The sequence below is a fragment of the Nocardia sp. NPDC004711 genome (assembly GCF_053601595.1).
Map to the genome: position 1 here is coordinate 16,366 of NZ_JBSGCB010000059.1, position 13,968 is coordinate 30,333.

At 68.9% G+C, this 13,968-nt stretch carries 15 protein-coding genes; 8 read left to right on the plus strand and 7 right to left on the minus strand.

Translation table 11 applies throughout. The annotated features are described in order from the left end of the window. Window positions 1-84: 84 nt before the first annotated feature. Genes ACWEKS_RS39660 through ACWEKS_RS39675 form a run of 4 tightly spaced genes read left to right on the plus strand, consistent with a single transcriptional unit; the run spans window position 85 to window position 4,051 of the window. The gene (locus ACWEKS_RS39660) at window positions 85-2,703 is read left to right on the plus strand and encodes a sensor histidine kinase (RefSeq protein ID WP_452344863.1); all 2,619 of its coding nucleotides are present in this window, start codon (window positions 85-87) and stop codon (window positions 2,701-2,703) included. Further along, window positions 2,681-3,106, plus strand: coding sequence for a roadblock/LC7 domain-containing protein (locus ACWEKS_RS39665; RefSeq protein WP_040857697.1), 426 nt, complete (start codon window positions 2,681-2,683; stop codon window positions 3,104-3,106). Before ACWEKS_RS39660 ends, ACWEKS_RS39665 begins: the two co-directional genes overlap by 23 nt. Continuing rightward, window positions 3,103-3,480, plus strand: a complete 378-nt coding sequence (locus tag ACWEKS_RS39670; RefSeq protein ID WP_354832682.1) for a DUF742 domain-containing protein — start codon at window positions 3,103-3,105, stop codon at window positions 3,478-3,480. The genes ACWEKS_RS39665 and ACWEKS_RS39670 overlap by 4 nt, the downstream gene beginning before the upstream one ends. Beyond that, window positions 3,461-4,051: a GTP-binding protein gene (locus ACWEKS_RS39675; protein WP_354832684.1), complete on the plus strand. Its 591-nt coding sequence runs from the start codon at window positions 3,461-3,463 to the stop codon at window positions 4,049-4,051. The genes ACWEKS_RS39670 and ACWEKS_RS39675 overlap by 20 nt, the downstream gene beginning before the upstream one ends. 76 nt (window positions 4,052-4,127) lie before the next feature. Here the strand turns inward: ACWEKS_RS39675 and mtnC are convergent, their stop codons facing one another. From mtnC to ACWEKS_RS39700, 5 genes are all read right to left on the minus strand, one after another. After that, the gene (gene mtnC, locus ACWEKS_RS39680) at window positions 4,128-4,811 is read right to left on the minus strand and encodes an acireductone synthase (protein WP_452344864.1); all 684 of its coding nucleotides are present in this window, start codon (window positions 4,809-4,811) and stop codon (window positions 4,128-4,130) included. After that, complete coding sequence (locus ACWEKS_RS39685; protein WP_452344865.1) at window positions 4,808-5,386, minus strand: 1,2-dihydroxy-3-keto-5-methylthiopentene dioxygenase; 579 nt, start codon at window positions 5,384-5,386, stop codon at window positions 4,808-4,810. The genes mtnC and ACWEKS_RS39685 overlap by 4 nt, the downstream gene beginning before the upstream one ends. A gap of 33 nt (window positions 5,387-5,419) precedes the next feature. Then, on the minus strand, window positions 5,420-7,081 hold the full coding sequence (gene mtnA / locus ACWEKS_RS39690; RefSeq protein ID WP_452344866.1) for an S-methyl-5-thioribose-1-phosphate isomerase: 1,662 nt from the start codon (window positions 7,079-7,081) through the stop codon (window positions 5,420-5,422). Between the two features lie 414 nt (window positions 7,082-7,495). Then, window positions 7,496-7,696, minus strand: a complete 201-nt coding sequence (locus tag ACWEKS_RS39695) for a hypothetical protein (RefSeq protein ID WP_452344867.1) — start codon at window positions 7,694-7,696, stop codon at window positions 7,496-7,498. A gap of 451 nt (window positions 7,697-8,147) precedes the next feature. Next, on the minus strand, window positions 8,148-8,534 hold the full coding sequence (locus ACWEKS_RS39700; protein WP_452344868.1) for a TROVE domain-containing protein: 387 nt from the start codon (window positions 8,532-8,534) through the stop codon (window positions 8,148-8,150). A gap of 281 nt (window positions 8,535-8,815) precedes the next feature. Here ACWEKS_RS39700 and ACWEKS_RS39705 point away from each other — a divergent pair, with 281 nt between their 5' ends. The 3 genes from ACWEKS_RS39705 to ACWEKS_RS39715 all read left to right on the plus strand — a co-directional run bounded on the left by ACWEKS_RS39705 (window position 8,816) and on the right by ACWEKS_RS39715 (window position 10,766). Beyond that, entirely contained in the window at window positions 8,816-9,094 is a 279-nt protein-coding gene (locus ACWEKS_RS39705) for a hypothetical protein (RefSeq protein WP_452344869.1), read from the plus strand. Between the two features lie 980 nt (window positions 9,095-10,074). Continuing rightward, window positions 10,075-10,356 carry a ribbon-helix-helix domain-containing protein gene (locus ACWEKS_RS39710; protein ID WP_354832698.1) on the plus strand — a complete coding sequence of 94 codons (282 nt, stop codon included), beginning with the start codon at window positions 10,075-10,077 and terminating at the stop codon, window positions 10,354-10,356. Next, complete coding sequence (locus ACWEKS_RS39715; protein WP_033091132.1) at window positions 10,353-10,766, plus strand: hypothetical protein; 414 nt, start codon at window positions 10,353-10,355, stop codon at window positions 10,764-10,766. Before ACWEKS_RS39710 ends, ACWEKS_RS39715 begins: the two co-directional genes overlap by 4 nt. A gap of 35 nt (window positions 10,767-10,801) precedes the next feature. Here ACWEKS_RS39715 and ACWEKS_RS39720 read toward each other — a convergent pair whose 3' ends face one another. Next, window positions 10,802-12,046 (minus strand): KasA/KasB family beta-ketoacyl-ACP synthase, encoded by a 1,245-nt coding sequence (locus tag ACWEKS_RS39720; RefSeq protein WP_452344870.1) that lies wholly within the window; start codon window positions 12,044-12,046, stop codon window positions 10,802-10,804. A gap of 39 nt (window positions 12,047-12,085) precedes the next feature. Between ACWEKS_RS39720 and ACWEKS_RS39725 the strand changes: the two genes are divergently transcribed. After that, the gene (locus ACWEKS_RS39725; RefSeq protein WP_452344871.1) at window positions 12,086-12,655 is read left to right on the plus strand and encodes a TetR/AcrR family transcriptional regulator; all 570 of its coding nucleotides are present in this window, start codon (window positions 12,086-12,088) and stop codon (window positions 12,653-12,655) included. Window positions 12,656-12,717: 62 nt separating this feature from the next. On the opposite strand, the gene ACWEKS_RS39730 is transcribed toward ACWEKS_RS39725, so the two are convergent. Next, complete coding sequence (locus ACWEKS_RS39730) at window positions 12,718-13,962, minus strand: MFS transporter (protein WP_452344872.1); 1,245 nt, start codon at window positions 13,960-13,962, stop codon at window positions 12,718-12,720. Window positions 13,963-13,968: the final 6 nt, after the last annotated feature.

The window sequence follows — 13,968 nt, forward strand, 5'->3', positions numbered from 1 at the left end:
ATACATGAATGAGAAAGTCAACCTCAGTCCCGCTCAACGGGATCGGTGGGGCATATGTGACTTACGCCCCGTTACCTTTGCCCGATGTTCAGAGCGAGGCTCGGGGTCCGGACCCGCGTGCTCGCCATCGCACTCGTCCCGAGCCTGGCGCTGCTCGTGATCGGCGTGGGTGGCGCGGGGTACCTGGTGGTCGAGGGCAAGCACGCGCGGGATTGGGCGGACGCGTTGTCCGCCGCGGGACCGCCCACCGGAGAAGTGATCGCCGCGGTGGAGCAGGAGCGCCAGCTCTCTCTCGCCCAGATGGGTGGCGGCGATGACGCGAATCCGAAGTCGTTGGCGCAGGCGCGCACCCGTCTCGACACCGCGTTGCAGGGCATGGCCCCGGTCAGCGCCGCCATGGAGAAGGTCGGCCCGAAATCCGTCACCGGGGACGTCGGCGGGCTGCTCACCCTGACCCGCCAGCTGGCAGGTCTGCGCACCCAGATCGACACCAGTGCGGTGTCGGTCTCCGACGTCTACTACTTCTACGGCAAGCTGCTCGAGTTCGTCTGGATCGGCACCCGCATCGTCGCCGACACCGCGCCCAGTTCCGAAGTCGCTCTGGAGGTCGCCAACGGCCTGCAGGTCGTGCAGTCCGCCGAGATGCTCTCCCGCGAGGCCGCGGTCGGCGAGGTCCTGCTCGCCGGCGGCGCCCTGCCGCCCGAGCTGGCCATCGAATTCTCGCGCGTGGCAGGCACCTACCGGGTGAACCTCGGCGTGCTGGCCGGCGGTGACGGCACCAACGGTGACGTCGACATGCAGGCCCTCATGAACGATCCGGACTGGACGAAGATCGTCATGATGGAGAACGTGCTGCTCTCGCGGGCACTCGATCCCATGACCGTGCCGCCCGCGAAACCCGGTGCCGCTCCGCAGGTCGCACCGCTGACGTTCACCCCGCAGGAGTGGCGCGACACCGTTGCCCGGCTCAACACCCAGATCCTGCACCTGTGGGAGAAGATGAGCCGCCACAACGAGAAGATGGCCGCCGATGTGGCCGACAGCAATTCCCGCAACTCCGCACTCGCCGGCGGCGGCATGCTGGCGGTGTCCGGGCTGGCCTTCCTGGTGTCGCTGGTGCTCGCGAACCGGATCATCCGCCGCCTCAAGGGCCTGCGCAACGAGACGCTGGTGCTGGCCGACGAGCGGCTGCCCGAGATCATGGCCAAGCTGCGCACGGGCCAGCCGGTCGACATCGCCGCCGAGGCCGCGGTGCTGGACTTCGGCCACGACGAGATCGGCCAGGTGGCAAAGGCGTTCACCCACGCCCACGCCGCCGCCGTGACGGCCGCCGTCACCGAGGCCCGCACCCGTGAGGGCGTCAAGGCGATGTTCCTCAATATCGCCCACCGCAGCCAGGTCATCGTGCACCGCCAGCTGGAGATCCTCGACGCCGCGGAGTCGTCGCAGGAGGATCCGGCGCTGCTCGACATCTACTTCCGCCTCGACCACCTGGCCACCCGCGAACGCCGCAACGCCGAGAACCTGATCATTCTCGCGGGCGGTCAGCCCGGCCGCCAGTGGCGTAATCCGGTGCAGCTGCTCGAGATCGTGCGCTCGGCCGTCGGCGAGACCCTCGACTACACCCGCGTCAAGATCGCGCGGCTGCCCGACGTGTCCATCGCGGGCAGCGCGGTCGCCGACCTCGTGCACCTGCTCGCCGAACTCGTCGACAATGCCGCCCACTTCTCGCCGCCACAGTCGCAGGTCGAGGTGCGCGGCAATGTGGTCGGCAAGGGTGTCGCGATCGAGGTGATCGACCAGGGCATGGGTATGCCCGAGCAGGAGCTGGCGCGGATCAACGAGATCCTCCGCGACGCACCCGATTTCGGTGTCGCCATGCTGCCCGACGATTTCCGCCTCGGCCGCTTCGTGGTCGCCCAGCTGGCGGCCCGTAACGGGATCTCGGTGCGGCTCACCGAATCCGACTACGGCGGCGTGCGGGCCATCGTGCTGGTGCCCAACATCGTGGTCGTGCAGCCCTCCGGCCGCACCGGCGAGATCCCGGTGGTGCCGCGGCAGCTGGACGCCGCCGAGCCGTCCGCGGCCTCGCTGGCGGTGGCCGCGCTGCCGCAGCTCCCCGCGGCGCCGGCGGTCCCCGCGTCGATGATCTCGAGCTACGAGCTGCCCATCGTCGGCTACGAGTCCTACACACCCCCGGCCGCACCGGAACCGCCCGTCGCGCCCAGCGCGCCGGTGGCCCCGGTCGCGCCCCAGCGCGAGCCGTTCGGGCCGTCCACGGGCTCGCAGGTGCCGCCGGTCATGTCCTTCGGAGCCGCAACGCCGTTCGACCCGCCGACCAACCCGCGGCCGAACCCGAATCCGCCGGCCGAACCCGTCCCGCCGGTGGAAAACGGTTTCCGGTCTCGCGAATTCGGGCGCTCCCATTACACTGGCTCCGACGCCCGGCCCGCGCTCCCGCGTAGGCGCCGGCAGGCAAGTCTCGCACCGGAATTGGCGCAGGAGCAGTCGGCCCCCGAGTCGGCGGTCCAGGCCACCCGCACGGCCGAGCAGGCCCGAGACCTTTTCTCCGCCATCGAAAACGGAACCAGGCAGGGCCGCCAGGCCGACCCCGGTTCGTTCGGGCCTGAGTCCCAGGCCTTCTACGAAGGCACACAGTCGGAACGACAGGAAGGCGACGGTGACCACCTCAAACGCTGGTGATCTCAACTGGCTACTCGATGATCTGGTCGACCGGCTCGCAGGCGTCCGTCACGCGGTGGTGCACTCCACCGACGGGCTGCTGCTGGGCCGCTCCTCCGCCATGAGCCGCGAGGACGCGGAGCACTTCGGTGCCATGTCCTCCACCCTCTACGGCCTGGCGCGCAGCGCCGGAGGCAGATTCGACGGCGGCGGCGTCCGCCAGGCGGTCATCGAACTCGAGCGCGCGGTGCTGTTCGTGACCGCCGCAGGCAGCCATGCCTGCCTCGCGCTGCAGGCCACCGAACAGGCCAACCTCGGCATGGTCGCCTACGAGATGAACCTGACCGTGCAGCGCGTAGGCAACTACCTGTCCACCACCCCGCGCCACAATCTGGCCGGACAAGGCAACCCCCGACTGTCATGAGGCCGGGGCCGGGGGAACAGTGGTTCGATGACGCGGCCGGTCCGCTCGTGCGTCCCTACGCACGGACCGGTGGCCGAACCATGGGAGCGGGGCACGATCTGGACATGCTCACGGTGGTGGTGGTACCCAATGCCGCCCCACCGCTGCGTCGTGTCGAACCGGAGTATGCGGAAATCGTCCGGTTGTGCCGGCTGCCGCTGTCGGTGGCCGAGGTCTCGGCCGCCCTGCGGCTGCCGCTGGCGGTGACCAAAATCCTGGTGGGGGACCTGATTTCAGACAACATCCTCAACTTCCGGGCCCCGGCCTCCCCCGAGGCCGCGCCCGGTGACCTCAACATTCTGCGAGCGGTACTCGATGGCATTCGAAAACTCTGATACCGCCCAGCCCATGGCCGCCTCGGTGAAGATCCTCATCGCGGGCGGCTTCGGCGTGGGCAAGACAACGATGGTGGGGGCGATCAGCGAGATCACTCCGCTCCGCACCGAAGAACTCATTACCGAATTGTCCGCCGGCGTCGACGATCTGCGCGGCGTCGAGGGCAAGACCACCACCACGGTGGCGCTGGACTTCGGTCGTATCACCATCGACCAGAACCTGGTGCTCTACCTGTTCGGCACGCCCGGCCAGGACCGCTTCTGGTTCCTGTGGGACGAACTGGCGCGCGGTGCGCTGGGCGCGGTCGTGCTGGCCGACACCCGCCGCCTGGAGGGCTCGTTCGCGGCGATCGACTTCTTCGAACGCCGCGGCGTCGCTTTCACGGTGGCCGTCAACTGTTTCGAGGGCGCGCCCCTGTACACCCCGGCCGAGGTGCGCGACGCGCTCGACCTGGACGAGCGAATCCCGGTGCTGCTGTGCGACGCCCGCGACCGCGGCTCGTGTAAGAACGTGCTGATGACGCTGGTCGAGTACCTCATCGACCGGGCTGCCACCGCCGGCGTGCGCTGACAGCTGTCCCGAACGCGAGGCGAGCCCGCCCGGAGAAATCCGGACGGGCTCGCCTCGTCTTCGCTTGTGCGGCAGGTCAGTTGGGCACGACATCGGCGAAGTCGCCGACCCAGCGGTGCGGACCGCGCGGGCTGTTCGGCTCGCCCGGGCGGGTGACGCCGATCGCCTGCCAGCCGGCCGCCACGGCGGCGTCGACTTCGTCGGGGTGGTCGGACAGGAACAGGATCTGGTCGGCGGGGACGCCGATGGCGCTCGCGATCTTCTCGTAGGAGGAGGCTTCGCGCTTCGGGCCCGCGGTGGACAGGTCGAAGTGGCCGCTGATCAGCGGGGACAGATCGCCGCCCCGGGCGAACGCGAACCAATCCTTCTGGTTGCGAACCGAACCCGAGGAGTAGATGTAGAGCTCCAGACCGGCGTCGCGCCAGGCACGCAGCACCGACGGCACGTCGGGGAAGAACTCGCCGTGCAGGGACCCGTTGCGGAAGCCCTCGGCGCAGATGATGCCCTGGGCGGCCTTGAGCGGCTCGGACTTCACGTCGGTATTGAGCCACTCGATGAGGATCCGGGCCACCTCGGCGGCGTCGGCGTCGGGGCGGTTCGCCTGGGCGCGGGTGGCCTCGAGGATGGGATCCGCTGCGCCGCCGAGGTTCTCGGCCAGCCAGGCCGGGAGCCGGTCGCGGGTGTAGCCGTAGAGGTCCTCCCGCACCGAACTGGTCGGGCTGGTGGTTCCCTCGATATCGAGCACGACCGCCTTGATCATGCCGGTGCCAGCAGTTCGTCGAGGGTCGGGAAGCCGGACGAGATCTTGTCGCCGGTGAAATCGCCGATCCAGCCGTCCTCTTCCTCGAAGAAGCGCACGGCCACGAACTCCGGCCGGGTGCCCATGTCGAACCAGTGCAGGGTGCCCGCCGGCACCGAGACCAGATCGCCCGCGGTGCACACGGTGGCCAGCACCTCATCGCCCAGGTGCAGATAGAAGCAGCCCGCGCCGGCCGCGAAGAAGCGGACCTCGTCTTCGGCGTGGCGGTGCTCGTCCAGGAACTTGGTGCGGGCGGCGACCGCCTTGACGGGCCACTCCGGATCGCTGTCGTCGGGGTGGATGCGCGCCACGTCGATGAACTTGTAGCGGCCGTCGGCATTCAATTCGTCTATGCGGCCCTGATATTCGGCCAGCAGCTGCTCGGTGGTGGTGGCGGCGCTGAAACCCTCCAGCAGCGGCCAGCGCTCGAAGGTGATGCCGCGCTTGGCCAGCTCGGCGGCGATCGCCGCGTCATCGTCGGTGCGCAGCACCACATCACCGGCGTCCTTGGCGGACATGATCTGCAACAGGGTCATGGGAGGTTCCTTTCTCGGAACGCTGTATTCAGTTCATACATGGTCGCCCACCGGAATCTCTCGGTGTCCGGTCAGGGTGGTCAGCTGGCACATGGCCTCGAGGCACTCCGCGCGATCGCGTGCCTGCGCCAGGCTCGAACCCCAGGCGGTGATGCCGTGCCCGGCGATGAACAGCACCGGCGGGGCCTCCGGATGCTCGGTCAGGTACTTCTCGATATCCGCGCCGATCTGCGGGACATCGGCATGGTTCGGGAACACGGGGATGTCGATGACATCCGGGCGGGCCGAGCCGAGGCCCTTGATGAGCTCGTAGCCCGCGAAACGCGCGGTGGTGACGCCTGATCCGGCCGTCGTGATCGAGACGGCCGTGGCGTGCGGCGGGTGCACGTGCACCACCGCGTCGGCGCCGCGGGTGCGGTAGACGGCGGTGTGGATGGTGGTCTCCGCCGAGGGCTTGCGGCCGGAAGCGTCGACGGGCTCGGAGTCGACCACGGCGACGGTCACCATGTCGGAGGCGGTGAGCTCGCCCTTCGACAACCCGCTGGCGGTGACGAGGGCCGTATCGCCCTGGCGCACAGAGATATTGCCGGCCGTGCCGGGCATCCAGCCGCTGGCATACAGGCCGCGCGCGATCTCCGCGATCTCCGCGCCCGCCGCAGACTTCGGGGTGGCGGCCGCCGACGCGGAAGTCCGCGCGGCCGCCGGGTCCTCGAGCACCCCGAACTCGGTGACCACGGCGGTCACCAGCTCGGCCGGGGTGACGTCGAAGGCCGGGTTGAACGTCTTTGTGCCCTCGGGAGCCGTTGCGATACCACCGAATCCGGTCACCTCGGCCGCGGCGCGCTGCTCCACCACGATGTCGGAGCCCTTCGCGGTGGAGATGTCCCGCGTCGACTCGGGTGCGACCACGATGAACGGAATACCGTGGTGCTGCGCCGCGATGGCCAGCATGTAGGTGCCGATCTTGTTGGCGACCGACCCGTCGGCGGTGATCCGGTCCGCGCCCACGACCACGGCGTCCACCTGCTCGGTGGCCATGGCCCACGCGGCGGCGGAATCGATGGTGAGCCGGTGCGGGATACCGGCTTCGGCCATCTCCCACGCGGTCAGGCGCGCGCCCTGCAGCAGCGGGCGGGTCTCGTCCACGATCACCTCGGCGAGCGCGCCCCGCTGATGCAGCACCCGCAGCGCGCCGATGGCGGTCCCCCACGCGGTGGTGGCCAGGCGGCCGGTGTTGCAGTGGGTGAGCAGCCGCAGCGGGCGGTCCGCGCACAGCCGCTGGATCAGATCGGCGGCCGCGGTGGCGGCGGCCAGATTCACCCGCCCGTCCTCGGCCAGCATGTCGAGGGCTTCGTCGAGCATGGCCTGCAGCCCCTCGGGAAGCTTGGCCAGCGTGCGCTGCACACCCCAGGCCAGATTCACCGCGGTCGGCCGGGCGTCCGCGATCCGCGCGGCCTCGGCCTCGACCCGCCCGGCGTCGACCACGCCGTCGGTGGTGGCGGCACGGGCCGCGATCACCACACCGAACGCGCCGCACACGCCGATCGCCGGCGCGCCACGCACGGCCAGAGTCTTGATCGCATCGATGACCTCGTCGACCGTCGTGATCCGAAGCTCCCGCACCTCGTGCGGCAACGCCCGCTGGTCGATGGTGACGAGCGCACCGTCGGCCCACGCGATCGAACTCTGATCCATCTAGTTCTGCCCTCTTGACTGGAGAATTGCGGCGACGCCCACGGCCGTGGGCACACTCCACCGTATCGAACTCGGATCCGCGCCTGACCGGCAGGTTTCGGATCAGCGCAATCCGAATGACCGGTTCTCGTGCGGGATGACCCGGGAACGGGTAGTGCGTCTCACGGCGATGTCAGCTCGCGTGGCCGGGTCGACGGCCCGAAGGTCACCGGCACCGCCGAGTGGAAAATCTCGATCCGGGGAGACATCGACAGTCGATTTCCACTCAAATCCTGCGGTACCGCTGCGTTCCTCAGGGAACACGCCCCTGTCAATCACAAAAACACCGCCAAATTCGATGCGATCAGGGCTTTTACAGCACTCAGACCCCGGGGTTCGGAGATGACCCAGGCGGTGCTCAACGGAGGGGCGTGGTCATATGGTGGTTCCCACGACCACATAGTTGCCGCTGTCGTCCCTCTCTTCCAGCACACGCAGCGGCGAGACCGCGTCGTGGTCGTCGCCGGGATGCCTGTCGTGCTTCCACCACCCGCCGGTCGGGCATTCCACCCAGTGGATGCGGTTGGTGCAGGCGAGGCATCGAGAGAAGATGGGATGGCCGTCGGCGTCGCGCATTAGGGTCTCCTTTCGAATTACCGCCCGGATGTCGGACGGGAACGGTTCCGACAGTTAGTTCGGTACGGAGTTGGGTCGGTATTGGCGGGCTCGTCGATCGCGTCGCCCGCGCCCTTCGCCTGCGCCTCGATCGAGTCGATCGAGTCTGCAAGTCGGGCACCCCGGAGGTATCGCCGCCGCGCAGCTTGGTGTACGCGCCCTGCACGAGGTCACCGACCTGGGTCAGCGGCTTAGCCAGCCAGCCCGAGGGAACGCGCCGGTTAACGATTGCCTCGATCAGTTCCTGACTGCACCCGACGGCCTTCGCAAGAGCCGCGTACGTCCAAATGATCGGATTCTCGGCCCGCAACGCGCGAATGAGTGCGTTGCGGGCCGAGCGGTGTTTTGCTCACCGAGGCGGTCTGTCTCCTGACCGAGCCGATGGTGTTCGCGCGCTTGCCCGGCGCGACCGTCAGAGACCACGAGCGAAGTCCGCGAGCAATGTCGGGACCGCCGAGTCGAATCCGGGCTCGACTGCCTCGAACGCTGCGTAGAACGCCCCGTCGAGGGCATCGACGATAGGGCGCGACGGCTCCCACGTGCCTTCGCCCCGCGCGGAGCGACCGGAGGCGTAGGTGCGCTGCGCGACAAGGACATTCACCGGGTGCACGCGCGCGTTCCGCATGCGCTCCGGGTTGGCCAGTCGCGCGGCGACCTCGTTCGCGTGGCTGCCGAGCGGCGACAGCAGGCCCAGGCGGGTAAGGCGCGGCAGCTGGCGCATCAGCGCGGTCTGCGGCATCCCGTTGTGCCGCAGCGCTTCCCACCCGTGCGGGTCGTTGAGTGCCTCGTCGGGCAGCATCTCCCACGACAGCCGGTACTCGCGGACGAGCTCGGGGATCTGCTGCGCCGGCGCGGTCTGGGCGCGCTCGAAGCCCTCGATCAGGCGCAGGCCGTCGAGGGATGCGTCGCGGTGGCAGATCCAGTCGAACAGGTGGCGCCGCTCGTCCTGACCGGTCTCCGGGTGCGACAGCTGCAGCAGGTCTCGGTGCGTTCAGCCGGAAGCCGAGACCGACCCGGACGTATCGGACCGCATCGGCCAGAGCAGCCCGCACCGCCCGCTACCAGCATTATCTTCCTGGCATGACACCACTCGAGCCACCCATGATCGCCACGCCGCAGCAGATAGGGATGATCCTCGACGTCGCCGCCGTCGGCATCCACGACCCCGCCGGCGCCGACACCCTGTATCTGCGGGCAACCAACGGCGCGCGCTACCAGCTACCCGAGCAGCTGCGAAACTGGGCGACCACCGTCATCGGGGGAAACCTGCACGCTGTTGCGGCCGGGCACCCGTCGGCGTTCCCCTGCCGGATCGAGTTCGGAATCCTCGACGGCCACATGTACGCCGAAATGCTGTAGCCGGGGACGTCTCACCGGAGAAGTGGCTCTCATGGTCCGCCGCCGGGCATTCGATGGCGGGGCGTACCGGCGGCGACCATCTAATTGCAGAGACACATCAACAGCTGTCCATATCCGCACGGTCAACCTATCGGCTTGAAAGCGCCGACGCCAAACAGGCTGGGGCCGAGTCCTTTTCGGCCCTCTCGCGTTGCTACCGCCGGAAACGACGAAAGCCGGTCCAGGAAGGTGGAATCCGGACCGGCCGACATCGAATACCGGGAGGTCAGTGCGGAAGGTCTGCAACGGCATTCGTCGTTTCGTGGGGTGCGGGCCGATCGGGATGCCACCGCGGTGGCGGTGCCGGAACCGCATCCGGTGGCGTGACGATCTCGTCGCTTCGCGGCCTGCCGACATCGCTTCCGTACGCCCGAATTCCGGATTGAAGTCGGCTTTGATCCGGATGCTGTTTGACCCGCGCGTTCAAAGGTGGGGCTCCGAACCTTTAGGCACCAGCCGGCCGATGTCATTCCTCGCCAGCGGCGGCCGGGTCACCGTGCTCCTTTCCCGCCCATTGGCATTCGCGCGTGTGTCCGGCGGTCACGAGTTGGGTCCTCTCGTCGTTGCAGCCCGGTACGTGTGGTTGCTGATGGATTGCGGGACCTCAAAACCTGCCCGCGAGTCGGTAGCACGACACGCCGACTGGCGACCAGGTCGGCAGTGGTTGGACTGCGTCCGAGAACGGCCCAGGAGCGCCAGGCTGATACACGGCGCGCGCTCTCCGCGGCGGTTCGAATCGGGCGATCCGTCTCCGATATGCCCGGGCAGTTGCGGGCAGTGCGCTCCAGGATCGGCTCCGAGTTTCGGATCGAAATCGCGGCCGAACCGGTGTAATCCGGGGTAGGCGCGGGCAGGACGGATTTCACCGAACTTGCAGGCCAGTGTGTAAATTCCGTGCGGTCGCCAGGGGTTTTCCGGTATGCGTGGGATACCATCGCGGTATGGCGAGACCGCGTCGTACCCGCAAGATCACCGTGACGATGCCGGAGGAGATCGCTGCCACCCTCGACGATTGGCGCAGCACCGGCCGCATCGCCTCGATCTCCGCGTTCGTCGCCGAATCCGTGAAGGCCCGGGTCGATCGGGCCGAATCGCTGGCCCGCCTGGAGAACGCGCTCGGCGGCCGCCCGCCGCTGGATCTGATCAATCGCGCCCGTGCCGTGCAGGGGTTGCCGCCCTTATCGGATAAGGAGGATCCCGGCGATCACGCCGGCGCGGCATGACCCCCGCCGCCCCGACGCTGGGCGGCGTCGTGTTCGACACCGCAGCGCTGACCGCCTGGGCGCATCGCGTGGCATACGTGCAATCGGTGGTATGGGCGACCGCGGACGCGGGCCACACCATCATCGTCCCGGCCACCGCTCTCGCCGCGGCCCGCGCGCTGATTCCGCCCGGCCGCCTGGACATCCTCTCGGTGCTGCTGGATCTGCCGAACACCGTCATCCAGCCCCTCGACCGCCCGGCCAGTGACCATCTGGGCGACACCCTCGCCGATCGCCCCGACGCCGACGCACTCATTCCGGCGGGTCACGCGACTCTCGAAGCGGTGAGCCGGGATTGGCCGTGCCTGACCGACCGCCCCGATACGCTGCGCAAGCTGGACCCGCGTGTCCAGACGGACAAGTTGCCCTGAGCTCTCGAATCCGGCCGCGGCCCAAGGGCTATCGGTCAGGCGCGTCCCAGCGCGAGGGTGACATTGTGGCCGCCGAAGCCGAAGGAGTTGCTCAGCGCGTACCGGAGTTCCTGATGGCGCGGCTTGTCGGCCACCACATCCAGCTCGGTATCCGGGTCCGGGGTCTCGAAATTCAGTGTGGGCGGGACGATCTGCTCGTTGAGCGTGCGCAGAGTGAGCATGGCTTCGAGGGCACCGACAGCGCCGATGGAGTGGCCCAGGGCCGATTTGGGCGCGTACACCGAGGCATGTGGCGCGACCGTCATGATCGCCTTCGCCTCGGAGGCGTCACCGACCTGGGTGCCGGTGGCGTGGGCATTGATGTGGTCGATGTCCGCGCCGGTCAGGCCGGCCGTGGCGAGGGCCTTGCGCATGGCGCGGGCGGCGCCGTCGCCGTCGGGCGCGGTGCCGGTGATGTGGTAGCCGTCCGAGGTGATGCCCGCGCCGAGGACCCGGCCGAGCATCCGCGCACCCCGCGCCCGCGCATGCGCTTCCGACTCCAGCACCAGCAGCGCGCCCGCCTCGCCGAACACGAACCCGTCCCGGTCCCTGTCGAAAGGCCGTGAGGCGCGCTCGGGTTCGTCATTGCGGGTGCTCATGGCCCGCATCATGGCGAAACTGGCGATCGGCACCGCGTCGATGTGTCCCTCGACGCCGCCCGCCACCACCACGTCGGCCTCGCCGGTGGCGATCAGCCGCCAGCCGTGCGCGATGGCCTCCGCGCCCGAGGCGCAGGCCGAAACCGGCGCGTACACACCGCCTTTCGCGCCGATCTCCAATCCGACGGTGGCCGCCGAACCGTTGGGCATGACCATGGGCACCGTCATGGGCGGCACCTTCCGGTAGCCCCCGGTCTTCATCAGGTCCACGGCATTGACCAGTGCCTCGCCCCCGCCGAGCCCGGTGCCCACGGCGACCGCCAGCCGTTCCGCCTCGACGCCGGGCGTCCCCGCCTCCCGCCAGACCTGCCGGCTCAGTACCAGTGCCAGCTGCTGCACGAACGACATCCGCCGCTGCTCGATCCGGGTCAGCTGCTCCCCCGGCTGCGCGACCAGCCGCCCGCCGATCCGCACCGGCAGGTCGTTGCCGGTGACGAAATCGTCTGTGAGCGTGCCGATCCCACTGTCCCCCGCCAGTAGTCGCGACCAGGTGGTGTCGAGGTCGGCCCCCAGGCAGGTGGTTGCCGCCATTGCCGTCACCACGACGCCCCGGCGAGTTTCTGTACCAGTCGTTACACTCATGCTGACATAGATACCTGTACCACCCGCTACAGTCAACCCGTGCCCCGCCCACTCGACCACGCCCGCCGCGCCCAGCTCCTCGAAGGCGTCATCGCCTACATCGCCGAGCACGGCCTGGCCGAACTCTCCCTGCGCCCGCTGGCGGAATACCTGGGCACCAGCTCCCGCATGCTGATCCACTACTTCGGAACGAAAGAGGCAATGCTGGTCGCCGCCTTGGAAACCCAGCGGCCCGATATCGCCGCGCTGTTCTCGGGCATCGACTCGGCGGAGGTTCTGCGCGAGCGACTCTCGGCGTCCTTCGCGATCAACACCGCAGGCCAGTTCGCGAACAGTCTCCCGGTGCTGCTCCAGGTTCTCGGCGCGGCCACTGTCCCCAACAGCCCGTTCAAGGCCTACGCGACCGACGCCATCCTGGTGCTCATCACCGCAATGACCCAGTCCCTCGGCCGAATCGACCCCACCATCCCCGACCCCGAGGCCTCCGCCACCCTGCTCATCTCGGGTATGCGCGGCCTGATCCAGGACTGGTGGGTGACGGGCGACACCACCCGGGTCCACCGCGCCGTGAAGCTTCTCATAGCCCAAGCCATCCCCACACCCTCGTGAACGGCGAACATGCCTCGGCGCACACATCGGAAATGGTGTGTGCGCCAAGGCGTGCCGGTGGGTCAGGCCGGAGTGAGGGCAGGGCGATTACGCAGGATTGCCGCGACGGCCAGCACCGACAGCGCCAGTAGGGTCAGTGCGAAGGTCGTCGCGCCGGTCGAGAGGCCGACGAGGTCGCTCAGGTACCCGGCGCTGACGGGCAGTAGACCGGCGGGGATGTAGCCGCCGATATTGAACGCCGCGTTGGCTTCTGCCAATCGAGCGGCCGGGACGGCGTGGTTGAGCAGGGACAACCCACCCAGCTGGCCCAGGCCCTGGCCTGCCCCGGCGAGCAGCGCCGAGGCGATCAGGAAGGTCGGCGACTGGGTGTGGACGGCGATCGCGAGGGTGAGCATCGCGAGGGCGGTCGCGGTGGCGGAGATCGCCATCGTCGCCGGGCGCGGCAGGGATCGGGCGGCGAACTGGACGGCGGTGGCGGTGAAGAACATCGCGAAGGCCATGGCGCCGGCGACGATTCGGCTCGTCGTGCCGAGCAGGCCGGACAGCAGGGCCGGGCCGAGGGACAGCACGAAGGAGGTGGCCGTGATTCCGGGCGCGAACACCGCGATGCCGAGGAAGAGCTGACGGCGGTTCGCGTGGGGCACCCGGGGTACCCGGATCCATGAGCCCGCATCCCGGTGCGCCGGACGGCCGACGGGCATCCGCAGCACTGTCACGAAAGCGGTTGCCAGCAGCGCGATCTCGACCAGGAAGACGGTGACGGTCGGGGCCGGGACGGTTTCGGACAGGACGCCGGACAGCAGCGGGCCGACGCCTGCGCCCAGCACCATCGCCGTCGAGGCGAAGAGCGCGCCCAGGTGCTTGCGCTCAGGTCCGGCGACATCGGTCACGGCTGCCATGCCCGCCGATACCGCAGCGCCCACCGCGATGCCGGTCAGCAGGCGAGCGATCATCAGCGCGATCACACTCGGCGCGGTGGCGAAGATCAGACATGCGGCCGCCGCGAGGATCAGCGCCGGGATCAGCACGGCTTTGCGGCCGAGCCGGTCCGAGGCGACGCCGGACACCAGCAGCGATCCGAGCAAACCGACGATGTAGAAGGCGAAGACCACGGTCATCATGCCCTTGGAGAACCCGAAGTCGCGCTGCCACAGCACATACAGCGGCGTCGCCGCGTTCGAGAGCACGAAGACCGCGGTCACCGGCCACGCCGCGAGCCAGATCCACCACGTCGGGGCGACGCGAGCTGCGATTCCGAGATCGATCGGCTCCGCAGTCTGTGCCGGGCGAGATTGTGTCGCAACCACTTCCAC